Below are 21,777 nucleotides of genomic sequence, written 5' to 3'. Positions count from 1 at the left end.
AATAGATAGTGAATACAAGATAAAGATTGGATGTGACAAGATGAGCAATAAGGTAGTCAGACTCCTGAATAACTATACGAAAAAACGGGATAGCGAAAAGAAGCGGTTAGCGAGTGAATCGCGTGTTTCACGCCGCCGTACTATGTTTTTTGGAAGTATTCTTCTCGGGATTGCCATCGTACTTCTGCTCGTTGCATTCAATCAGAAACAGGCAAATGAAGAACTGTACAGTGAAGTACTGGCAACGACTGAAGTGCTGGAAGATAAAAACAAGCAGCATTCCGATCTCGAACAGCAGATCAGGCAGCTTAATGATGATAATTACATCCTGCGTATCGCACGCAGCGAGTTCTTTTTATCCGAAGAAGGGGAATTGATATTTAACCTGCCGGATCAAGAGGGAGAAGAACAGGAGCAGGCTGAAGAATAATCATTGCTTATATAATGATTATTCTTTTATTTAATGGTAATATAGGAATGTATAATGATTTTGGGAGGATATTAAATAAACATGTCAGTTGAAGCGGGCAGTAAAGTTATCGGCAAAGTTACAGGAATCAAACCATTTGGTGCGTTTGTTCAGTTGCCAGGGGGAAATACAGGGTTAGTTCACATCAGTGAAGTAGCTGATAAGTACGTAGAGGACATCAACGAACATTTAAAAGTCGGTGACGAAATCGAAGTTAAAGTGCTAACGATAGGTGACGATAACAAGATAAGCTTATCTATTAAAAAAGCACAGGATAAACCAAAACCGAAACCGCGTGCAAAAACACCGTCTCCGGAAGACTTTGAGAAGAAATTATCAGGTTTCTTAAAAGACAGTGAAGAAAGAATGTCTACAATTAAAAGACAAGCAGAATCGCGCCGCGGCGGAAGAGGACGTAAATAATTATATTAAGAGGCCGGAGCAATTCGCTCTAGCCTTTTTCTTATTTATTGAGAGTGGGGAGACGGTGAATGATGAGCTTGACAATCAATACTGCATGGAACCCGGATGACAATATCGCTCTGGCCTTGTCCGGCGGCATAGATTCCATGGTGCTGTATCATCTTCTGACCCGGGAATATAAACATACATACAAAACGCTCACTGTCCTGCATGTCAATCATAATGTGAGAACGGCATCAAAAGAAGAAGCGGAATATATAGAAAAGATGACACGCGAGGACGGTATCCGTTCAGAAATTGCAGTACTGAACTTTACGGAGGGTTTTTCTCAAGGTGAGGGCAGAATCAAACGATATGAATTTTTCGACGCTGTAATGAAAGAATTAAATATTCAGCACCTGCTGATGGGGCATCACAAAGATGATCAGTATGAAACGGTGCTGCAGCAGCTTTTGACCGGGCGTCATCTTTATGGAAATCTCGGGATTCCGGATATAAAGGATAAAGGGGCTTACACGATTGTCCGCCCCTTTAGAGAGGTAACGAAAGAGCAGATTCAGTCTTACCAGACATTCAATAAGGTGATCTATTTTGAAGATGCGAGCAATGCAGCTGATGACTATACACGAAACTATGTGAGACATCACATTATTCCGGAAATAAAACAAGCGGCTTCCCTTGATATAGAACAGCTGTCTTACGTCCGTGAAGATATAAATGAGCTCAGTGATTTCGCTTATGATTATGCGGAACAATTCGTCAGCAGGTACAGCGGCAGGCTGCCGCGGAGCAAATATTTAGAACACAGCAGCATTATCAGGAGATATATTCTTACTGTACTGCTGAACAGCGTGTCTGTGCGTCTCGGCAGGCCGGCTCTGGAAACGCTCGATAATCTGCTGCAGTCGAAGACGGCGCAAAGTGTATTCGATGCGGGGAGCAGCGCGGTTCATATCGAATATGAATATTTCCGCGCGGCGCCGGTGAAAGAACTGCCGGCGGATTCCTGTTTATCTATTGAGGATAACGGCGAGTTTATTTATAATGATTATCATGTATCTGTGAATCTGCCGGCGTCGGAACTGCCGCTGACGTTACGGATAAAAGCTGACGGCGACAGAGTACATATTAAGAATGTAGGTACAAAAAAAGTCAGCCGGCTGTTTATCGATAAAAAAGTTCCGGCCGGCGAACGGCTGAAAATGCCTGTCGCAGTCAATTCACACGGTATTATTATTGCAGTTGGAACAATTTATAATATAATTGAACCATCTGAAAACAGACTATTAAAGATTACGAAGGAGTTTAATAATGACAATTCAAAATGATATAAGCGAGATTGTGTTATCGGTTGATGATATAGAAGCAATCAACCAGCGTCTCGGCGAGCGCATTACTAAAGATTACGAAGGCAAGGCTCCTGTGTTTGTAGGTCTCCTGAAAGGTTCTATTATGTTTATGGCAGACTTAATTAAACATATCGATACACATATGGAAATTGATTTTATGGATGTTTCGAGCTATGTCGGCACTAAATCAACAGGTGAAGTTAAAATTCTGAAAGACTTGTCTACATCAGTGGAAGGCAGACATATTATTATCGTCGAAGACATCGTAGAGACAGGCACAACTTTAAACTCTATCATTGAATTTTTAACGTACAGAAAAGCCGCATCGATTGAAATTGTGACGCTGCTCGACAAACCGGTTCCTGAAAGAAAACTGAATGTCGAAGTGAAATACATCGGCACTAAAATTCCGGATGGTTTCGTCGTCGGATACGGACTTGATTTTGAGCAGCAGTACCGCAATCTTCCGTATATCGGATTATTAAAACCTGAATTTTACAGTTAAATCATATGAGTGGAAGTTAAAGGATATTTTTGTTACTATTTTTTGTAATGCATTAGAAATGGAGGATTACGGATGCCGAAAAATACTGGCCGTAACATATTACTTATCGCCATTCTAACAGTTGTTATGTTTGGTATTTTCCAACGCTTTAACGGCGCCGGCCAAGCAGAAGAAGAGCTGCAGTATAACGAGTTCTTAGATGCGCTGGAAGCCGGAGAAGTTGCTGAATTAACGATTCAGCCAGAGAATAATGTTTATTTAATTACAGGTCGGTTAGCCGACCAGAACGAACAGGAGTCATTTACTTCTGTAGTTCCATATAACAGTGTTGATGATCTGGATCAGATTACGGATACAGCCCGCAGTCAGGATGGTCTGTCATTAACAGTAGCGCCGGAAGAAGAACCGAGCCCTTGGACGAGTATGCTGATTACTTTCATTCCATTACTGCTTATTTTCTTCCTCTTCATCTTCCTCATGAGCCAGGCTCAAGGCGGCGGTGGAGGCGGCGGCGGCAAAATGATGAACTTCGGCAAGAGTAAAGCGAAGCTTCATGAAAAAGGCAAAAAATCAGATGTACACTTTGATGATGTCGCCGGTGCCGATGAAGAAAAAGCCGAACTTGTGGAAGTTGTAGACTTCTTAAAAGATCCGCGCAGATTTGACAGAATTGGTGCCCGTATTCCTAAAGGTGTCCTTTTAGTGGGGCCTCCAGGTACAGGTAAAACACTTATCGCACGTGCAGTTGCAGGTGAAGCAGGTGTGCCGTTCTTCTCAATCAGCGGTTCGGACTTCGTCGAGATGTTCGTCGGGGTCGGAGCTTCACGTGTACGTGATTTATTTGAAAACGCTAAGAAAAATGCACCTTGTATTATCTTTATCGATGAGATTGACGCTGTAGGACGTCAGCGCGGTGCAGGTGTCGGCGGCGGCCATGATGAGCGTGAGCAGACACTTAACCAGCTGCTTGTTGAAATGGATGGATTTGCAGAAAACGAAGGCGTTATTATGATTGCAGCGACTAACCGTCCTGACATTCTTGACCCTGCTCTCTTGCGTCCAGGACGTTTTGACAGACAGATTCAGGTTGGCCGTCCAGATGTTAAAGGCCGTGAAGCGGTACTTAAAGTACACGCACGCAATAAGCCTCTGGATGAAACAGTCGACCTCGCGGCACTTGCCCAGCGTACGCCAGGCTTCTCGGGTGCAGACCTTGAGAACCTGTTAAACGAAGCAGCCCTTGTTGCTGCCCGTTCAGGCAAGAAGAAAATTGATATGCGGGATGTAGACGAAGCTTCAGACCGTGTTATTGCAGGGCCGGCTAAGAAGAGCCGTGTCATGAGTAAGAAAGAACGAAATATAGTCGCTTATCACGAAGCGGGCCACACAATTATTGGTATGGTTCTGGATGATGCGGAGACAGTGCACAAAGTTACAATCGTTCCGCGCGGCCAGGCTGGCGGTTATGCGGTAATGCTTCCTAAAGAAGACCGTTACTTCATGACGAAGCCTGAGCTCGAAGATAAAATCGTCGGTCTGCTCGGAGGCCGTGTTTCTGAAGAAATCACCTTCGGTGAAGTTTCTACAGGAGCGCATAATGACTTCCAGAGAACGACAGGCATTGCACGCAGTATGGTTACCGAATACGGCATGAGTGACAGACTCGGACCAATACAGTTCGGTGAATCAAACGGTCAGGTATTCTTAGGTAAAGAAATGTCGAATGATGCAAATTATTCAGACAGCATCGCCTACGAAATTGACCAGGAAATGCAAAATATTGTGAAGACACAATACGAGCGCTGCCGTCAGATACTGACTGAACATCAGGAACAGCTCAACTTAATCGCTGAAACACTCCTTGAAATTGAAACTCTCGACAGAGAACAAATTGAAGGATTATTCTACCACGGTAAATTACCGGAACGCAGTTTCGATAATGAACCGGAAGAAGACGAAACAGTCAGCGATTCACTGGATAACGATAAAGCTGGTGCTTCATATGAAGAAGTTAAAGATAAGATGGACAGTGAAGACACTGCTGAAGAAAACAAGCAGGAAGAACCTGAAGAACGTCCGGATATGGTGGAACCGCCAAAACCGGAGGGAGACACTGAAGATCCTTCAGTGGACAGAAACAATGATGAAAGAAACAACAGATAGAAGACTGAGCTGCCTTTCCGGCAGCTCTTTTTTATGGCGTCAGGCAATGAAATTGACTATCTTTGACGTTTGATTTATTATGCATGATAGTGAACTTGGTTTATCATATAAAATGAAAAGAATTTCCAGTTGGAGGAATATATAATGAGTGATTATTTAATTAGAGGTTTAGGACTGAATGATGAAGTAAGAATATTTGCTGTCGATACGACAGAAACTATAAATGAAGCAGTACGCCGTCATGGTGCACTGCCGACAGCAGCAGCGGCACTTGGCCGTTCAATGACTGCAGGCGTCATCATGGGCGCTATGCTTAAAGGCGATGACAAGGCGACGATTACTATCGAAGGCGGCGGACCGGTTGGCGCTATCGTAGTAGACAGTGATGCACACGGACATGTGAGAGGATATCTCGGCAATCCGGAAGTGCACTTTGACTTAAACGACCAGGGCAAACTTGATGTGAGACGTGCTGTCGGAACTGAAGGATACCTGCGTGTAGCGAAAGATATCGGTCTAAAAGATAACTTTGTCGGTTCTGTAGAATTAATTTCAGGTGAACTCGGCGAAGACTTCTCGTACTACTTCTATGCAAGTGAACAGGTGCCTTCAATCGTTGCACTGGGTGTTTTAGTTAATCCTGATAACACAATTCAGGCTGCGGGCGGCTTTGTGATTCAGGTGTTGCCGTCAGCAAGCGATGAAACAATAGAATGGCTGAATGAGCGTGCGAAAACTATGACGCCGGTCTCTAAACTGCTTGCAAAAGGTTTATCGCCTGAACAGGTCATCGACGAAGCAATTGGTGCAGATAATTGGAGATCGCTTGATAACATGCCGGTCAGCTTTGAATGCAGCTGTTCGAAAGAGCGCTTCATTAATGCAATCAGCGCATTGGATCCGAAAGACATTATGACGATGATTAAAGAAGATGGCGGCGCGGAAGCGGATTGTCATTTCTGCCGCAACAAAGAATGGATTACAAAAGAAGAACTGCAGGAACTTATCACCCGCTAATTGTTTGAAAGCCGGCGGTTTTAATGGTATATTATTCATAGTTATTAACTAGGGATAGGAGTGTTTCTTGTGAACAGCGTATTCAATAACATTTCAGAAGCAATCGGCAATACACCGCTGGTAAAGTTAAACCAGCTGACTGATGAAAACAGTGCAGATGTTTATGTAAAAGTAGAGTTTATGAACCCGGGCAGTTCGGTTAAAGACCGCATTGCCTTAGCGATGATTGAAAAAGCAGAAGCAACAGGTGAATTAACTGCTGACATGACAATCGTTGAACCGACGAGCGGAAATACCGGTATCGGTCTTGCTATGGTAGCGGCATCAAAAGGTTATAAAGCAATTTTAGTGATGCCTGATACGATGAGCAAAGAGCGCCGCAATCTGCTGCGTGCCTATGGTGCAGAACTTGTTCTGACTCCGGGAGCAGACGGTATGAAAGGCGCAATTAAAAAAGCAACGGAACTTGCAGAAAAAGACAGTTACTTTATGCCTCAGCAGTTTGAGAATCCTGCCAACCCTGAAATTCACGCTAAAACAACAGGTAAAGAATTAGTTGAACAGGCGAATTCAGCAGGCTTTGCAATCGATGCGTTTATTTCGGGCATCGGTACGGGCGGAACAATCAGCGGTGCCGGCAAAGTACTGAAAGAAAACTTCGAAAATGTTAAAGTTGTTGCGGTTGAACCGACGGATTCAGCGGTCTTAAGCGGGAAAGAACCAGGACCTCATAAAATCCAGGGTATCGGTGCAGGATTCATTCCTAAGACATTAGATACTGATATCTATGATGAAATTATCGCAATTGAAAATGAAGAATCGATGGATACAGCGAGAGAACTTGCTAAAAAAGAAGGTATCCTCGGCGGTATTTCTTCAGGTGCTGCAGTTAAAGCGGGTCTCAAAGTCGCAAAAGAACTCGGCAAAGGTAAAAACGTGGTTGTTGTGCTGCCGTCAAATGGCGAAAGATATTTATCAACACCATTATTTAACTTCGAAGACTAATTTAAATAGAAAAACTCCGTCTGCTCTGCAGGCGGAGTTTTTTGGTGTGCTGTATATTTTATCCCGGAAATATTTGAAGGAATAATCATCTTTAAACATGTTATAATATGACTATTCAATTTATGTAAAAGCAGAGGTAGATTTTAATGGAAAGACTGAAAGTAATGGGTATTTTAAACACCACACCGGATTCCTTCAGCGACGGCGGCAAGTACAATTCTGTCGAAGCGGCTGTGAAGCGCGCTCTGGAAATGGTTGAAGAAGGCGCTGATATTATTGACGTCGGCGGATATTCAACGCGTCCGGGCTATACTGAAATTACTGCAGAAGAAGAAATTGAACGTACGGCCCCAGTGGTGAAGGCGCTCAGAGAAGCAGGAATAACTGCGGATATTTCAGTCGATACGTTCAGAAGCGATGTGGCACGCGCTGTACTGGAAGCGGGTGCGACGATGATTAATGATCAATGGCGGGGTATTTACGATGAAAAAATACTCGATGTAGTCGCAGAGTTTGATGTGCCGATTTTTCTAATGCATAATAATGACCACAGCACTTATAAAAACGTGACTGAAGATATGATCAGAGAGCTTAAAGAATCCGCTGAACTCGCTTTAAAACACGGTGTTAAAAAAGAAAACATCTGGCTTGACCCGGGCATCGGTTTTGTTAAATCGAGAGAAGAAGAAATAGAAGTGATGCAGAATCTTGACCGGCTTACAGCTGAAGGTTATCCGGTGCTCCTTGCAACAAGCAGAAAGCGTATGGTCAAAGAGCTGATTGGCGGAGAAACAAATGCTGATGATCGTGATGCAGGCACACTTGCGACGACGATTATCGGTATTGACGCGGGTGTCAAGGCAGTCAGAGTTCATAACGTGAAAATGAACCGCCAGGCGGCAGATGTCTATATGAAACTTAAAGGTGATTACAATGGATAAAATTCATATTAATGGAATTAAAATATACGCGTATCACGGTGCCATTCAGGAAGAACGGGTACTCGGACAGTATTTTATTACGGATCTTGTCCTTCACACTGATTTAACAGCAGCATCTAAGACAGATGATTTGTCTGCTACTGTACATTACGGCGAAGTATATAATATAGTGGAAGAGATTGTAAAAGGTGAACCGGTGAGTCTGCTTGAACGCCTCGCTGGTAAAATCAATACGGAATTATTTGACCGGTATGATAAAATAATAGAGATAGAAACAACTATAACTAAACCTAATCCACCAATAGATGGAAATTATGACAGCGTGGCAATCACGCTGCACGGAAAGCGGGAAACATCATGGCAATAGCTTATCTCGGACTCGGAAGCAATATCGGTGACAGAGAAGGAAGTCTGAAAAATGCAATCGCTAAATTATCCGAAGTGCAGGGGATAGAAGTAACGAAAATTTCATCGCAGTATGAAACGAAACCTTACGGCAAAACAGATCAGCCTGACTTTATGAACATGGCAATAGAAGTGGACACGAATTTAACGCCGCTTGATCTTCTGGAAACGGTGCTTGGAGTCGAACATGAGCTCGGCCGAGTCAGAAACGAAGTGTGGGGACCGCGCAGCATCGATATCGATGTACTCCTTTACGAAGATCTCGAACTGCAGCTGACAGACTTAAAAGTGCCCCACCCGGAAATGCACTTGCGTTCGTTCGTCATCGATCCGCTGAACGAGATTGCGCCGAAAAGAGAACATCCGACCTTGCATATGACGGTAGAAAAAATTAAAGATAAATTAGATAAAAGTCAATCAGCCGAGTGACTTTAATATAAATATTATTACAACATATATAGGAGTGGAATATAGTGAGTGAAGAACTGAACGACCAGCTGGCTGTCCGCCGCGAAAAAATGCAGCAATTAAAAAACCAGGGAATGGATCCTTTTGGTAAACGCTTCGAACGTCTAGCATATACAGAAGAACTTATTGCCCACTGGGATGAGTTTTCAAAAGAAGAGCTTGCGGAAAAAGAAAATGAATCAGTCACAGCCATTGCCGGCCGTATTATGACTAAGCGCGGGAAAGGTAAAGCGGGCTTTGCGCACGTCCAGGACATTACCGGACAAATTCAAATCTACGTCAGAAAAGACCAGATTGGAGACGAAGCATTTGAAGTCTGGAATCAGGCAGACCTTGGTGATTTTGTTGGTGTTAAAGGTCCGATGTTTAAAACAAACACTGGTGAATTGTCGATTAAACCGACTGAATTTACGCTGCTTACAAAAGCACTCCGCCCGCTGCCGGACAAATATCACGGTTTGAAAGACGTTGAAGAACGCTATCGTAAACGCTACCTCGACCTGATTACGAGCAAGGATTCGAGAGACACATTTATTAAACGCAGTAAAATTATTCAGGAAATGCGCAACTACCTCGACAGCATCGGTTTCCTGGAAGTTGAAACTCCAATGATGCATTCAATCGCAGGAGGGGCCCAGGCACGTCCGTTTATCACTCACCATAATGCGCTCGACAGAGACTTATTCATGCGCATCGCACTGGAGCTGCACTTAAAACGTCTCGTTATCGGCGGGATTGAAAAAGTGTATGAAATCGGCCGTGTATTCAGAAACGAAGGTGTTTCGACACGCCACAATCCTGAATTTACAATGATGGAATTATATGAGGCATACGCTGACTATAAAGACATTATGAAATTAACTGAAGAAATGATCGCTTACATTGCCGAAAAAGTAAACGGTACGATGAAAGTGACATATGACGGCGAAGAAATCGACTTAACGCCTGAGTGGAAACGCGTGCATATGGTGGATATCGTCAATGAATATACCGGCGTAAACTTCTATGACATCACAACAGTCGAAGAAGCGAGAGCGGCGGCTAAAGAGCATAATGTGGAAATTGATGACAAGATGCTTTACGGCCACATTCTGAATGAATTCTTCGAACAGAAAGTAGAAGAAGAATTAGTGCAGCCGACTTTCGTTTACGGCCACCCGGTTGAGATTTCTCCGCTGGCTAAGAAAAACGATGAAGACCCGCGTTTCACAGACCGTTTCGAGCTGTTTATCGTCCGCCGCGAACACGCGAATGCATTTACGGAGCTCAATGATCCGATCGATCAGAGAGAACGATTTGAATCGCAGGTTGCAGAACGCGACGCAGGAAATGATGAAGCGCATGAAATGGATGAAGACTATCTGGAAGCAATGGAATACGGTCTGCCGCCAACAGGCGGACTCGGTATCGGTATCGACCGCTTAGTTATGCTGTTGACGGATTCAGCATCTATTAGAGATGTTCTGTTATTCCCGTCGATGCGCGACAGATAATATATATTTATGGAAACACCGCTCTCCCTACAGGATTGCGGTGTTTTTTTGCTTTATTGTGCGGAATATTTAGCAGTTTTACTATTTTTGTATCTCGTTGGATTTTTGAGAGACAACCTTTTATTTTCGCCTATTATATAAGGAGAGAAAACTTATTTTAGGAGGAGATGGAATGTTTTTAAACAAGCGTCTTATGTCACCGGAATTTTTATACTATAAAGCGCTGGAAAAGAGAACGGAATTAGATTTTGAAGAAAGACGTAATTTGTATAACATTCAGAAAGGTTTTGACGGAGAATGTCTGTACGATAAAATACTCGATGAAATTGGACATGAAAGTGTTTATATTTTAAGAAATCTGTATTTAAAAGCAGGAAAGTCGATTACACAGTTTGACAGTATTGTTATCAGCATGGACCGTGTAGCAGTTAATGAAATTAAAAACTATTCCGGAGATTACCATTATGAAAATAACACCTGGTATCGCAATGGTAAACAGCTGAAAGATAATGCGCATATCCAGCTGAGCCGGGCCAAAGGCAAAATTATTCAGCTGAGAGATGAAGCGGGTTTACATTTTAATGTGGAAGGCGCTGTAATATTTACAGGAGACGACTTTAGATTAACTACCGAAAGCGATTATATTTGGAGCGAAACAGTTATTCGGAACCAGTTGAGAAATTACTTCAGGCAATTTAAAGACGACCGTATCAGTGACAAAGCTAAAAGTATCGTGAGACACATTAAAAATGCGATAGCAGAAAATCCTTATTTTGAAGAAAAAGCGGACCTTTCAAGACTGCAGCGCGGTTTATACTGCGGTAAATGCGAAAGCTTTGACTTGAGAAAGGGACGTTTCCAATTCGCATGCGCATCGTGCGGGGCTATCGAGAGCAATGAAACACATCTGCTCCGCGCGATGAGCGATCATAAGTTTTTGTTTTACAATCAGCCTATAACTAAACAGTCGATACTCCATTTAATTGACAATCAAATTTCAGAAGATGTTGTTTATCGTTTTCTTAAAAAGTATTGTCATACTAATTTGATGGGTAAAAAGACGACATATACCTTTAAATATTATGATTGGGAGGAGCCGATTGCAGAAATAAAACAGAATCAGCGGTATAAGGATAAAATTGAATCGTGAAGTACCTGATTTGGCCGCTTGCTCCGCAATGAGCCACAATCATTGCGGAGTATATAATAATCTTCCTGACTATACCGCATTTTATTAATTTTCTGTAAAAATCTATTGACATTTTTACGTAAAATCTATATAATATATATTAGTTTGATTCTGCTTCAGGAGAATTAGCTCAGCTGGGAGAGCATCTGCCTTACAAGCAGAGGGTCGGCGGTTCGAACCCGTCATTCTCCACCATTCAAAACTTAATTTTATACTTATTACATGCGGAAGTAGTTCAGTGATAGAACATCACCTTGCCAAGGTGGGGGTCGCGGGTTTGAATCCCGTCTTCCGCTCCATTTTTTGTTTATACATAAGGGCCTATAGCTCAGTTGGTTAGAGCGCACGCCTGATAAGCGTGAGGTCGGTGGTTCGAGTCCACCTAGGCCCACTTACAATAGATAATCACTTTCGGCTATAGCAGCCGAAAGTGATTTTTTGTTTTATCCGTAAATTCTCCACAAAAAAGCTGCACCAGGTTTAACTTGTGCAGCTAAGGGCAATTCTATTTTATATGTCCTTTTTCTATAAGAGCTTTACGGATTTCAAGCATTGCAGTATATGTTGCAAGCATATGGATCTGTGTTGTCGGTGCATTTTCAATTGACTTAATTACACTCTCAAGGCTGCCTGCCGCATCGATATTTTCTCTTTCGAAGCCAGCTGTAACAAGACGGTCAGTCATTGTATCAACTGCGATACCTCCGGTAATAATCTTCTCGATATCGAGATCGGCCAGCGATTCAAAGTTTGTATCTTCAAGCCATTTCAGATCGACGCCGTCCGCAGGACGGTTGTTAAGCAGGGCGACAAGCGTAAACGGCTCTTTTTCAAGTTTAACAAGATTCAGCACCTGATTGAGTCCGACAGGGTTTTTCACGACGTTAAGGATAATCTTTTTATCATAGGCGATAATGACTTCCTGACGGCCGAAAACGCGCTCGTTCGTCAGAAATGCATCTTTAATATCCGGCGGTGATACATCGAAGAATCTGCCGGCGCTGTATGCAGCGAGAGCATTGTAGATATTGTAGATTCCTGCATTGTGCAGCGTGTACGTATCATTATCCAGCTGGAATGTTGAATGTGTAACATTCAATTCCTGTACACTTGTGACTTTGTAATCGAGTTCGGGACGTTTGAAACCGCATGACGGGCAGTAGTAGTCACCGAGGTTGGCATACGTGTAATGATGGTACTCTAAAGTGTGGCTGCATTTCGGACATTGCGCATCTTCTTTAGTTTTGTCGCCTGATTCGATATCTGTGTCAAATCCGAAGAACTTCTGCGGATTAGGCAGGGTCTGCGAGTTGAACAGAGGCAGATCACCGTTAGCAATAATAGCTGCATCCGGCACTTCGCGGGCTGCATCGGTCAGCAGGTCATATATTTTACCTGTCGTGCCGTAACGGTCGAGCTGATCGCTGAAGATATTCGTATGTACAAATAATTTAGGCTGAAGTTCTGAAACGACATTTTTTAAAGATCCTTCGTCTACCTCGAGAACCGCAATGGCACCTTTTGTAGAACGGGGCGCATTCAGAAAAGCGCCGACAATGCCCTGCTTCATATTAGAACCTGTACGATTGGTAATTATGTTTTTGTATTTTTTAGACAGCACATTTGTTGTCAGAGTTGTCGTCAAAGTTTTGCCGTTTGTTCCTGTAATCACGATAACATCGTAATTTTTTGCGAGGTTGCGAAGCAGGTTTTTATCGATGGAAAGAGCGATTTTACCGGGCAGACTGCTGCCTCCGTTTGTAAACTTTGTCAGTAAATAACGAGTAATTTTACCTGCGTTCTTAGCTATAGTGGACTTGAGTGACATTCATATACGCTCCTTTAACTTTAGACTTCGGGTATCAATTATAACATTCCGTATTATTAGGTACTATAATTTTTTGAAAAGGGTTATAATAAACAATATTAATCACTGAGGAGAGTAAACATGTTAGATTTCTTTATGAGTCTGGAAGCATGGCAGCAGGCGTTGCTCGCCACTTTATTTACGTGGAGCATGACGGGTCTCGGTGCAGCAATTGTATTCCTGACAAAAGGTGTAAGTGAAAACTTTTTAAATATAACACTCGGCTTTGCCGGGGGTATTATGATAGCGGCGAGCTTCTGGTCGCTCCTTGCTCCGGCTATTGAAGCAAGCGCTGATAATCCGATTGGAGAATGGTTCCCGGCCTTGGTCGGCGTTCTCGGCGGAGCGCTGTTTATATACTTATTCGATAAACTGATACCTCACCGTCACCGCGGTGATGACATGGCGGAAGGATTGCCTTATAAAACTTCGAGACGCAGTACGCTGCTTATTACTTCGCTCACACTGCACAACATCCCGGAAGGGCTGTCTATCGGTATTTTGTTCGGTGCAGCAGGTTTAAGTGACGATCCGGTTATGGTGCTGAGCGCATTGACATTGGCAATCGGTATCGGACTGCAGAATATCCCGGAAGGGACTGCGGTGTCCATGCCTCTCAGAGGAGATGGAGCAAGCAGAAGACGGGCGTTTTTCTGGGGCTGGATGTCCGCGATTGTCGAACCGATGGCTGCACTGGTTGGTGTACTTTTAATCGGTTTCATGGAACCTGTGCTGCCTTATGCACTTGCTGCAGGTGCCGGAGCGATGATATTTGTCGTCGTCGAAGAAGTTATCCCGAGTACGCAGAAAAATGGTCATTCCGATGTGGCAGTATTTGCCTTTATGATCGGTTTTGTGATTATGATGGTGCTGGATGTCGCTTTAGGATAGAAAAAAACTCCGGAGGATTTGTCCTCCGGAGTTTTTTTATTAATAATTTAAAATTTTAGTAGAAGAATCCGATCATTACAGAACTCAGGATTGATACAAGAGTTGCACCGTAAACTAGTTTAAGACCGAATTTCGCCACTTTGTCTCCGCTTTCGTTGTGAAGACCTTTTACAGAACCGGCAATAATACCGATACTTCCGAAGTTAGCGAATGATATCAGGAATACTGAAAGCATTGCCTGTGTTTTCTCGGATAATGTTTCTGCCAGCGGAACGAATTCCAGAATAGCTACGAATTCATTTGTAATAAGTTTTGTCGCCATCAGTGAACCGGCAGTCTGAGCTTCCGCCCATGGAATACCCATCATGAATGCTATCGGCATGAAGATATAGCCGAGAATGTCCTGGAATGATAAGTTAGAACCCGGAATTAACAGGAACAGATTGTTTAACAGACCAATCAGGGCGATAAACCCGATAAGCATTGCACCTACGACAAGAACAATTTTTCCGCCGTCGATGATATAGTCTCCAAGAACCTGGAAGAAAGATTTTCCTTTTTCCGGGTTTGTTGAAATTTCAACATCGCCGTCAACGACTTCTTCTTCGTAAGGGTTGATGATATGCACGATGATGTAAACTCCGAACAGATTCAGTACAATAGCAATAATAACGTATTGCGGATCAAGCATTGTAAAGAATGCGCCGACGATTGACAGTGAGATTGAACTCATTGCCTGTGCCGACAGTGTATACAGACGCTGTGTCGTCATTTTAGGTAGCTGGTTTTTAAGAGAAACAAAAACTTCCGACTGGCCAAGCATCATTGATGCTGCACCATTGTACGACTCTATGTAAGGCATACCTGTAATTTTTGTCAAAAGGAAACCGATACCTTTAATAACGAACGGCAGAATTCTCGTAAATGATAAAATACCAATAATCGCAGAAATGAAGATGATAGGCACTAAAACGTTAAATAAGAATACATCTACCGCTTCGCCCTCGCTGTTGGTCATTAAGTCGCCAAAAACAAATAATCCGCCTTCTCTTGCGAAGCCCAGTAATTTATCGAACGCGTTTGCCAGCCACAGAATAAACGTCTGCCCGCCTGTAGTGCTCAAGAATAAGAATGCAGCAAGCAGTTGCAGCACAAGTAATACTAAAATGTTTTTCCAGTGCTTAAACGCAAGTTTGCGGTTGCTACTTGCAATCCAGGCCAGGAAGATGGTGAATAGTATACCGACTATTCCCATTACAATACTCATAATGAAAGCCTCCAAAAAATTGATAGATGAAATTTTACTCTATGTATATGTTTCTATTTTATTATAAAGTAAATGCCGCGTAAACGCGATACCGAATTATTATAATGCAAACGTTTGCAGAAAGAAAGGTATTTCTAAAAATATAAACAAGAGATTTGCCAAAAAAACGCACAGCCTGTATACTTTAGTCAAAGTTGGTCAGAAGGAGTGATGATATGCGTAACATGTCGGATATTATTGAGCAGTATTTAAAAGATATGATTGAACAGTCTGGCAATGAAGCCGTTGAGATTAAACGCGCGCACATCGCTGAAAAATTTGATTGTGTACCCTCGCAGTTAAACTATGTCATAAAAACCCGTTTTACAAACGAACACGGATATGTAGTGGAAAGTAAACGCGGCGGGGGCGGCTACATAAGAATCACCAAGGTGGAGGTGCATTCTGAAACTGAGTACCTTGCACATCTTCAGAATTTAATCGGGGAAAACATTTCTCAGTTAAATGCAGAACATCTGGTTCAGTCTATGTATGAAAACGAAGTGATTACTTACAGAGAAGCGCAAATTATAGATGCAGTAATGAAACGCGAAATTTTATCGCTTGAGCTGCCTTACAGAGATATTTTAAGAGCAAAAATTTTACGCCGTATAATTACAGCTATACTCTATGCTAAGGAGTGATGATATGAAATGTGAAATATGCAACGAGCGTGAAGCGGCAATTCATATTTCGAAAGGTTCGGGGCTCACTCACCAGGAGCAGTATTTGTGTGAACAATGCGCCAATCAATCGATGGATATAAATTATAACCAGACGGATAATCCGTTTGATATTCAAACGCTGTTAAAAATGCTTGCCGGTAATTCAAAGCGTGATCAGACAGACACAGAAGAGCATGCCTGTCCGACCTGCGGTGCGACGCTGCAAAGTATTGTGAAGAACGGTTTATTCGGATGCAGCCACTGCTACGAGTATTTCGAACGCCATGTGCCGGAAATCGTTACACGTGTACAGCTCAACCAGCAGCGTCATATCGGGAAAATACCGTCGCAGGCGCACGATACTTTAAAGTTGAAACGCGATATCGAAACGCTTGAAAGAACACTGCAGGAAAAAGTGAAAACACAGGCTTTTGAAGAAGCAGCGGTCATCCGCGATCAGATACAGGAACTGAAGGATGGTGGGGCGCATGAATAGACATACAAGTACGTGGATTCGTGATGCGGTAAATACAGAAATAGAAATGTCATCCAGAATCCGTCTCGCCCGCAATATTAAAGGCGTACCGTTCACCCATATGCTGGAAGATGATGAAGATCTCGAAGCACTCGGAGGACTGGTGTCAAAAATGTTGCCCGGTTACAGCCTGGCCTCTCTCGACGGTTTGTCTGTGCAAGACAGAGCGCTGCTTGTTGAAAAACATTTAATCAGCCCCAATTTTGCGAAACGCGGTACTCGTGTATTTATTAACGGTGATGAAGATATTTCGATTATGCTCGGCGAGGAAGATCACATCCGCATACAGGCGCTGGGTACAAATACTACTCTCGAGGCGCTTTATGATAAAGCGGGAGCAGTTGATGATACATTGGAAGAAAAGATAGAATATGCATTTGATGAACAGTACGGTTATTTAACAGCGTGTCCGACCAATATCGGTACCGGCATGAGAGCGTCTGTTATGCTGCATCTGCCGGCGCTCGCGGCGACGAATAAAATTCAGCGTTTTCATAATAACCTGACACGTTTCGGATTTACCCTGCGTGGTATATACGGGGAAGGCTCAGAACCGCTGGGTTCCGTCTACCAGCTTTCTAATCAGGTAACACTCGGCTTCGAAGAAAGAGTCATTATTAATAATTTGAGTGAGCTGAAGAATCGCTTAATCGAAGAAGAACGTATGGCAAGACAGCATTTAATGACACTTGATACACTGGATGCAGTTAACCGTTCACTCGGCATTCTGCAGCATGCTTACAAGCTGTCTTTAAAAGAAGCGTCGATGCATTTAAGCAATGTGAAACTCGGTCTTGATCTATCGTATATTGAACTTGAAAATTTTAATTTTCAAGAATGGTTTCAGCTTATACAGCCGGCCTTTGTGAAAGAACGTGTAAATACAGAAGAATACGATTCACCTGGTATTGCCGCGGAAAGTGCGCGGGCAGCCTTAATGCGTGAATTACTAGGAGGGAAATAAACATGCTGTTTGGTAAACTAACAGAGCGTGCCCAGAAAGTACTGGCGTATGCACAGGAAGAAGCAATCACCTTAAAAAATTCTAATATCGGTACGGAGCATCTGCTGCTCGGCCTGGTCAAAGAACGGGAAGGCATCGCAGCGAAAGTTCTTGCCTCATTTAATATTGATGAACAGCGGGTTAATGAAGAAGTTCATAATTTGATTAATACGGGGACAGAAAAAGCGTCTTCGATACACTATACACCGCGTGCTAAAAAGGTTATCGAGCTGTCTATGGATGAAGCCCGCAAACTGCATCATAATTTTGTCGGTACAGAACACCTGCTGCTCGGTTTAATTCGTGAAAGCGAGGGTGTTGCAGCACGCGTACTGGCAAATCTGGATTTAAACATTACAAAAGCGCGGGCAGCTGTTATTAAAATGCTCGGCAATCCCGAATCATTCCAGTCGCACAGCAGCGTCGAAAAAGATACGAACACGCCGACGCTCGATTCGCTGGCCCGTGATTTAACGCAGATTGCGAGAGAAGAGCGTCTCGACCCGGTTATCGGCCGTGCGGACGAAATTACGCGTGTAGTGGAAATACTGAGCCGCAGAACGAAAAACAACCCGGTCTTAATCGGTGAGCCCGGCGTAGGTAAAACTGCGATTGCAGAAGGACTGGCTCAGGCTATTATCAACAATGAAATCCCTGAGAACTTAAAAGGCAAACGAGTGATGTCACTTGATATGGGTACAGTTGTTGCGGGAACTAAATACCGCGGTGAATTTGAAGAACGTATGAAAAAAGTAATGGATGAAATTCATAAAGCGGGTAACGTCGTGCTCTTTATTGATGAGTTGCACACACTGATCGGCGCCGGCGGTGCAGAAGGTGCGATTGACGCCTCAAACATTCTGAAACCAGCACTGGCCCGCGGTGAACTGCAGTGTATCGGTGCGACAACTCTCGATGAGTTCCGCAAGCACATTGAAAAAGATGCAGCGCTCGAACGCCGTTTCCAGCCTGTAATGGTTGATGAACCGAATGCTGACGATGCAGTGCTTATTCTGAAAGGATTGCGCGACCGATATGAAGCGCACCACCGTCTGACAATTACAGATGAAGCGCTTGAAGCGGCAGTACGCATGAGTGACCGTTACATTCAGGACCGCTTCCTGCCGGATAAAGCCATCGATTTAATCGATGAAGCTTCTTCCAAAGTCAGATTAAGAAGCTATGCGGCGCCGCCCGACTTAAAGGATCTCGAAACAGAGCTTGAAACTGTGAAAAAAGAAAAAGATGCGGCAGTGCAGAGCCAGGAATTTGAAGCGGCGGCGAATTACCGCGATCAGCAGACGAAAATCGAACGCCAGGTGAAAGAATGCGAGGAAAACTGGAAAAAAGAGCAGGGTGACTCGTCTCAGTCGGTAACACCGGCGGATATTGAACTTGTCGTTGCAGGTATTACAGGTATTCCGCTTGCTAAAATAGCAGAAGATGAATCGGACAGACTGTTAAATCTTGAATCGATTTTACACGAACGTGTCATCGGTCAGAACGATGCAGTCACATCTATTTCAAAAGCAGTCAGACGGGCGCGGGCAGGACTTAAAAATCCTAAACGTCCTATCGGCAGCTTTATCTTCCTCGGACCGACAGGTGTCGGGAAGACAGAACTTGCCCGAGCGCTCAGCGAAACGATGTTCGGCGAGGAAGATGCAATGATCCGGGTAGACATGAGTGAGTATATGGAGAAACACTCGGTGTCACGGCTCGTCGGTTCACCTCCGGGTTATGTCGGCTATGATGACGGCGGTCAGCTGACGGAGAAAGTGAGAAGAAAGCCATACTCTCTTGTACTGTTTGACGAGATAGAAAAAGCGCACCCTGACGTTTTCAATATGCTGCTTCAGGTACTGGATGACGGCCGCCTGACAGATTCCAACGGCCGAACAGTCGACTTCCGCAACACGATTATCGTAATGACATCAAACGTGGGTGCACGTGAACTTCAGGATCAGAGATTCGTCGGTTTCGGCGGAGCGGCTGCAGAAAGTTACGAAAATGTACGCAGCACAATGATGAAAGAGCTTAAGAATACTTTCAGACCTGAATTTATTAATAGGGTAGACGACATCATCGTGTTCCATAAACTGGAGAAAGAGCATCTTAAAGAAATTGTCAGTCTGATGATTGACCAGCTGCGCGAACGTCTGTCCGATCAGAACATTCACATTGAAGTGACAGAAAAAGCGACTGAACGCATCGCAGAAGAAGGCTACGATCCGGAATACGGAGCGCGCCCGCTTGCGAGAAGTATTCAGAAGAATATTGAGGATACGCTCAGTGAATCGCTGCTTAGCGGTGAAAGCTTTGAAAACAAACTGGTTACAGTAGATTATAAAAATGATGAATTTACCGTAGAGACTAAAGACAGAGCGGCTGATACAGTCGAACAACCATAAAAGAAACCCCAATCGCTCAAGAAATTGAGGATTGGGGTTTTACTTACATAAATTAAGAATGGAAAACTTCTTCTGCAAGATTAATCGCGTTGAACAGCGCACTCGCCTTGTTGACGGTTTCCTGGTATTCGCCTTCCGGAGTGGAATCGGCAACAACACCGGCGCCGGCCTGGACGCTGACTATATTGTCTTCCAAAATCATTGTCCGTATCGTAATGCATGAATCCATATTGCCGTCGAAACCGTAATACAGAATACATCCGCCGTACAAACCCCGGCTGTCGGGTTCGAGCTCGCGGATGATTTCCATGGCGCGTGTTTTCGGCGCACCGGTCAGCGTGCCTGCCGGAAATGAATTGAAGAAAGCTTCAATCGGTGAGACATCGTTTCGGAGGGTTCCATTAACAACGCTGATAATATGCATCACTTCGGAGAAGCGGCCGATTGTCATATAGCGGCTGACTTCAACGCTGTCCTTCACTGACACTTTACGAAACTCATCCAAAGCTAATTCGACGAGCATTTTATGTTCGGCAATTTCTTTTTCATCAGAGAGCAGTTCCTGTGCGATTGCTTCGTCTTCCTGCGGCGTCGCACCGCGTCTTCTCGTGCCGGCAATCGGATGAATTTCAAGTATCTTGTCTTTAACCTGCAGCTGGCGTTCGGGAGAACTGCCGATCAGCTCTGCGTTAGAGAAATTTAAATAAAACATGTAGGGCGACGGATTGATGTTTCTTAAAATCCGGTACAGCTCAAATCCCGAACATTGCGTCACTGTATCAAAGCGCTGGGAAAGTACGGCCTGATCTATTTCGCCGCGGCAGATATAATTTTTTATCACATCGACATCGCTTTTGAAATCAGCTTCCTGATAATTGCTTGTAAAAGTCAGTTGCGGATTTTCCGCCTGTCTTCTTGAGAGCATTAAATCCTCGAGCTGAATATTATTTTGCAGCTGTTTTTTTAATGAATGGATACGTGTTTTCAAAGTATTATATGTATCTTTAACACTTTCAAAGCGTTCGGGATTTTCAAATGAAATGATGGAAGTCTGCTGTTTGCGGTGATCGTAGGCAATCAGCGTCCGTGTGAAAACGAATTGATAATTACCGTGCCGGCCGACACTCCGCGGCTCGATGCCGGCGAGATCCTGCACGGCCTCGTAATTGATGTAGCCGACAGCGCCACCTTTAAACGGCAGGTCAATGCTGTCAGTATATGCATCGACATAATTTCCGGCATAATCAAGTGCTTCCTGCAAAGTAGTGAAGGTAAACATTTTATCTGTGTCGAGGTCGGTCATAAGAAAACCGTTCTCCGCTTCACTTATATCGATAAAAGGATCCAGGCCGATAAATGAATAATTCGACCATTCTGATTCAGGGTCCTGACTTTCTAAAATATACAGCGCGTCGTCTTTTAAGGCATTGAACATATGAATCGGTGTGAGTACGTCGGTGTAAAAACTTTCAATCAGCGGCAAAGTCTTGTACGACCCGGCGCTTTTGGAAAAATCATTAAATGACTGCATAGAATCTCCTTTTCTTTTTAAGAATATGAACATATCTTAAAGAAGCTGAAAGTGTTTTGCAACTGTACTGATGGAATAGTCTGAAAACATTTTGTGAAGGAACGAACAATATTCTGCAATATCATTAATCTCACAGGCTTC

At 43.6% G+C, this 21,777-nt stretch carries 20 protein-coding genes and 3 tRNA genes; 20 read left to right on the top strand and 3 right to left on the bottom strand.

All coding sequences use genetic code 11. From position 1 onward, the window contains the following. Positions 1-40 precede the first annotated feature (40 nt). The 15 genes from IR135_RS10325 (at position 41) to IR135_RS10255 (ending at position 11,818) form a co-directional block, all read left to right on the top strand. Positions 41-430 carry an FtsB family cell division protein gene (locus IR135_RS10325; RefSeq protein ID WP_115883857.1) on the top strand — a complete coding sequence of 130 codons (390 nt, stop codon included), beginning with the start codon at positions 41-43 and terminating at the stop codon, positions 428-430. Positions 431-511: 81 nt separating this feature from the next. After that, the gene (locus IR135_RS10320; protein WP_135099139.1) at positions 512-892 is read left to right on the top strand and encodes a S1 domain-containing RNA-binding protein; all 381 of its coding nucleotides are present in this window, start codon (positions 512-514) and stop codon (positions 890-892) included. 68 nt (positions 893-960) lie between these two features. Then, entirely contained in the window at positions 961-2,220 is a 1,260-nt protein-coding gene (tilS, locus tag IR135_RS10315; protein ID WP_135099137.1) for a tRNA lysidine(34) synthetase TilS, read from the top strand. Then, a complete protein-coding gene (hpt, locus tag IR135_RS10310) occupies positions 2,204-2,746 on the top strand; it encodes a hypoxanthine phosphoribosyltransferase (RefSeq protein ID WP_228063490.1) in 543 nt (180 codons plus the stop codon). Before tilS ends, hpt begins: the two co-directional genes overlap by 17 nt. 72 nt (positions 2,747-2,818) lie before the next feature. Further along, positions 2,819-4,909: an ATP-dependent zinc metalloprotease FtsH gene (gene ftsH / locus IR135_RS10305; protein ID WP_135099135.1), complete on the top strand. Its 2,091-nt coding sequence runs from the start codon at positions 2,819-2,821 to the stop codon at positions 4,907-4,909. A 144-nt stretch (positions 4,910-5,053) separates the two neighbouring features. After that, entirely contained in the window at positions 5,054-5,926 is an 873-nt protein-coding gene (gene hslO, locus IR135_RS10300; protein WP_135099133.1) for an Hsp33 family molecular chaperone HslO, read from the top strand. A 69-nt stretch (positions 5,927-5,995) separates the two neighbouring features. Further along, entirely contained in the window at positions 5,996-6,931 is a 936-nt protein-coding gene (gene cysK, locus IR135_RS10295) for a cysteine synthase A (RefSeq protein ID WP_135099131.1), read from the top strand. Between the two features lie 146 nt (positions 6,932-7,077). Then, positions 7,078-7,872 carry a dihydropteroate synthase gene (folP, locus tag IR135_RS10290; protein ID WP_135099129.1) on the top strand — a complete coding sequence of 265 codons (795 nt, stop codon included), beginning with the start codon at positions 7,078-7,080 and terminating at the stop codon, positions 7,870-7,872. Beyond that, complete coding sequence (gene folB / locus IR135_RS10285; RefSeq protein WP_135099127.1) at positions 7,865-8,239, top strand: dihydroneopterin aldolase; 375 nt, start codon at positions 7,865-7,867, stop codon at positions 8,237-8,239. The genes folP and folB overlap by 8 nt, the downstream gene beginning before the upstream one ends. Next, on the top strand, positions 8,230-8,706 hold the full coding sequence (gene folK / locus IR135_RS10280; RefSeq protein WP_115883867.1) for a 2-amino-4-hydroxy-6-hydroxymethyldihydropteridine diphosphokinase: 477 nt from the start codon (positions 8,230-8,232) through the stop codon (positions 8,704-8,706). Before folB ends, folK begins: the two co-directional genes overlap by 10 nt. A gap of 44 nt (positions 8,707-8,750) precedes the next feature. Beyond that, positions 8,751-10,238 (top strand): lysine--tRNA ligase, encoded by a 1,488-nt coding sequence (gene lysS, locus IR135_RS10275; protein WP_135099125.1) that lies wholly within the window; start codon positions 8,751-8,753, stop codon positions 10,236-10,238. Positions 10,239-10,410: 172 nt separating this feature from the next. Further along, complete coding sequence (locus IR135_RS10270; protein WP_135099123.1) at positions 10,411-11,388, top strand: nuclease-related domain-containing protein; 978 nt, start codon at positions 10,411-10,413, stop codon at positions 11,386-11,388. Between the two features lie 158 nt (positions 11,389-11,546). Further along, positions 11,547-11,622 (top strand) — tRNA-Val (locus tag IR135_RS10265). 29 nt (positions 11,623-11,651) lie between these two features. Then, positions 11,652-11,726 (top strand) — tRNA-Gly (locus tag IR135_RS10260). An 18-nt stretch (positions 11,727-11,744) separates the two neighbouring features. Further along, positions 11,745-11,818: transfer RNA gene (locus IR135_RS10255), tRNA-Ile, on the top strand. A 114-nt stretch (positions 11,819-11,932) separates the two neighbouring features. Here the strand turns inward: IR135_RS10255 and IR135_RS10250 are convergent. Then, on the bottom strand, positions 11,933-13,255 hold the full coding sequence (locus tag IR135_RS10250; RefSeq protein WP_135099121.1) for a MurT ligase domain-containing protein: 1,323 nt from the start codon (positions 13,253-13,255) through the stop codon (positions 11,933-11,935). Positions 13,256-13,375: 120 nt separating this feature from the next. On the opposite strand from IR135_RS10250, the gene IR135_RS10245 reads away from it, so the two are divergent. Then, entirely contained in the window at positions 13,376-14,185 is an 810-nt protein-coding gene (locus IR135_RS10245) for a ZIP family metal transporter (protein ID WP_135099119.1), read from the top strand. A 55-nt stretch (positions 14,186-14,240) separates the two neighbouring features. Here the strand turns inward: IR135_RS10245 and IR135_RS10240 are convergent, their stop codons facing one another. After that, the gene (locus IR135_RS10240; protein ID WP_135099117.1) at positions 14,241-15,452 is read right to left on the bottom strand and encodes a NupC/NupG family nucleoside CNT transporter; all 1,212 of its coding nucleotides are present in this window, start codon (positions 15,450-15,452) and stop codon (positions 14,241-14,243) included. A gap of 215 nt (positions 15,453-15,667) precedes the next feature. Between IR135_RS10240 and IR135_RS10235 the strand changes: the two genes are divergently transcribed. The 4 genes from IR135_RS10235 to IR135_RS10220 are packed head-to-tail and all read left to right on the top strand — an operon-like array spanning position 15,668 to position 20,105. Further along, positions 15,668-16,135, top strand: coding sequence for a CtsR family transcriptional regulator (locus tag IR135_RS10235; protein WP_135099115.1), 468 nt, complete (start codon positions 15,668-15,670; stop codon positions 16,133-16,135). A gap of 4 nt (positions 16,136-16,139) precedes the next feature. Beyond that, positions 16,140-16,652, top strand: a complete 513-nt coding sequence (locus IR135_RS10230; RefSeq protein WP_135099113.1) for a UvrB/UvrC motif-containing protein — start codon at positions 16,140-16,142, stop codon at positions 16,650-16,652. After that, a complete protein-coding gene (locus tag IR135_RS10225; protein ID WP_135099111.1) occupies positions 16,645-17,655 on the top strand; it encodes a protein arginine kinase in 1,011 nt (336 codons plus the stop codon). The genes IR135_RS10230 and IR135_RS10225 overlap by 8 nt, the downstream gene beginning before the upstream one ends. Positions 17,656-17,657: 2 nt before the next feature. Beyond that, positions 17,658-20,105 (top strand): ATP-dependent Clp protease ATP-binding subunit, encoded by a 2,448-nt coding sequence (locus IR135_RS10220; RefSeq protein WP_135099108.1) that lies wholly within the window; start codon positions 17,658-17,660, stop codon positions 20,103-20,105. 52 nt (positions 20,106-20,157) lie between these two features. Here the strand turns inward: IR135_RS10220 and IR135_RS10215 are convergent, their stop codons facing one another. Beyond that, positions 20,158-21,636 carry an anthranilate synthase component I family protein gene (locus IR135_RS10215; protein WP_135099106.1) on the bottom strand — a complete coding sequence of 493 codons (1,479 nt, stop codon included), beginning with the start codon at positions 21,634-21,636 and terminating at the stop codon, positions 20,158-20,160. Positions 21,637-21,777 lie beyond the last annotated feature (141 nt).

The organism is Jeotgalicoccus nanhaiensis (assembly GCF_015235105.1).
GTDB classification, from domain to species: Bacteria; Bacillota; Bacilli; order Staphylococcales; family Salinicoccaceae; genus Jeotgalicoccus; species Jeotgalicoccus nanhaiensis.
The sequence above is the reverse complement of the archived record's forward strand: the minus strand, read 5'-3'. Positions and strand labels throughout refer to the sequence as shown.

What these genes read in the sequence shown, in the direction of transcription:
- IR135_RS10325 (WP_115883857.1), top strand. Translation starts at nt 41, where the DNA reads ATGAGCAATAAGGTAGTCAGACTCCTGAATAACTATACGAAAAAACGG.
- IR135_RS10320 (WP_135099139.1), top strand. Translation starts at nt 512, where the DNA reads ATGTCAGTTGAAGCGGGCAGTAAAGTTATCGGCAAAGTTACAGGAATC.
- tilS (WP_135099137.1), top strand. Translation starts at nt 961, where the DNA reads ATGATGAGCTTGACAATCAATACTGCATGGAACCCGGATGACAATATC.
- hpt (WP_228063490.1), top strand. Translation starts at nt 2,204, where the DNA reads ATGACAATTCAAAATGATATAAGCGAGATTGTGTTATCGGTTGATGAT.
- ftsH (WP_135099135.1), top strand. Translation starts at nt 2,819, where the DNA reads ATGCCGAAAAATACTGGCCGTAACATATTACTTATCGCCATTCTAACA.
- hslO (WP_135099133.1), top strand. Translation starts at nt 5,054, where the DNA reads ATGAGTGATTATTTAATTAGAGGTTTAGGACTGAATGATGAAGTAAGA.
- folP (WP_135099129.1), top strand. Translation starts at nt 7,078, where the DNA reads ATGGAAAGACTGAAAGTAATGGGTATTTTAAACACCACACCGGATTCC.
- folB (WP_135099127.1), top strand. Translation starts at nt 7,865, where the DNA reads ATGGATAAAATTCATATTAATGGAATTAAAATATACGCGTATCACGGT.
- folK (WP_115883867.1), top strand. Translation starts at nt 8,230, where the DNA reads ATGGCAATAGCTTATCTCGGACTCGGAAGCAATATCGGTGACAGAGAA.
- IR135_RS10270 (WP_135099123.1), top strand. Translation starts at nt 10,411, where the DNA reads ATGTTTTTAAACAAGCGTCTTATGTCACCGGAATTTTTATACTATAAA.
- IR135_RS10250 (WP_135099121.1), bottom strand. Translation starts at nt 13,255, where the DNA reads ATGTCACTCAAGTCCACTATAGCTAAGAACGCAGGTAAAATTACTCGT.
- IR135_RS10245 (WP_135099119.1), top strand. Translation starts at nt 13,376, where the DNA reads ATGTTAGATTTCTTTATGAGTCTGGAAGCATGGCAGCAGGCGTTGCTC.
- IR135_RS10240 (WP_135099117.1), bottom strand. Translation starts at nt 15,452, where the DNA reads ATGAGTATTGTAATGGGAATAGTCGGTATACTATTCACCATCTTCCTG.
- IR135_RS10235 (WP_135099115.1), top strand. Translation starts at nt 15,668, where the DNA reads ATGCGTAACATGTCGGATATTATTGAGCAGTATTTAAAAGATATGATT.
- IR135_RS10230 (WP_135099113.1), top strand. Translation starts at nt 16,140, where the DNA reads ATGAAATGTGAAATATGCAACGAGCGTGAAGCGGCAATTCATATTTCG.
- IR135_RS10225 (WP_135099111.1), top strand. Translation starts at nt 16,645, where the DNA reads ATGAATAGACATACAAGTACGTGGATTCGTGATGCGGTAAATACAGAA.
- IR135_RS10220 (WP_135099108.1), top strand. Translation starts at nt 17,658, where the DNA reads ATGCTGTTTGGTAAACTAACAGAGCGTGCCCAGAAAGTACTGGCGTAT.
- IR135_RS10215 (WP_135099106.1), bottom strand. Translation starts at nt 21,636, where the DNA reads ATGCAGTCATTTAATGATTTTTCCAAAAGCGCCGGGTCGTACAAGACT.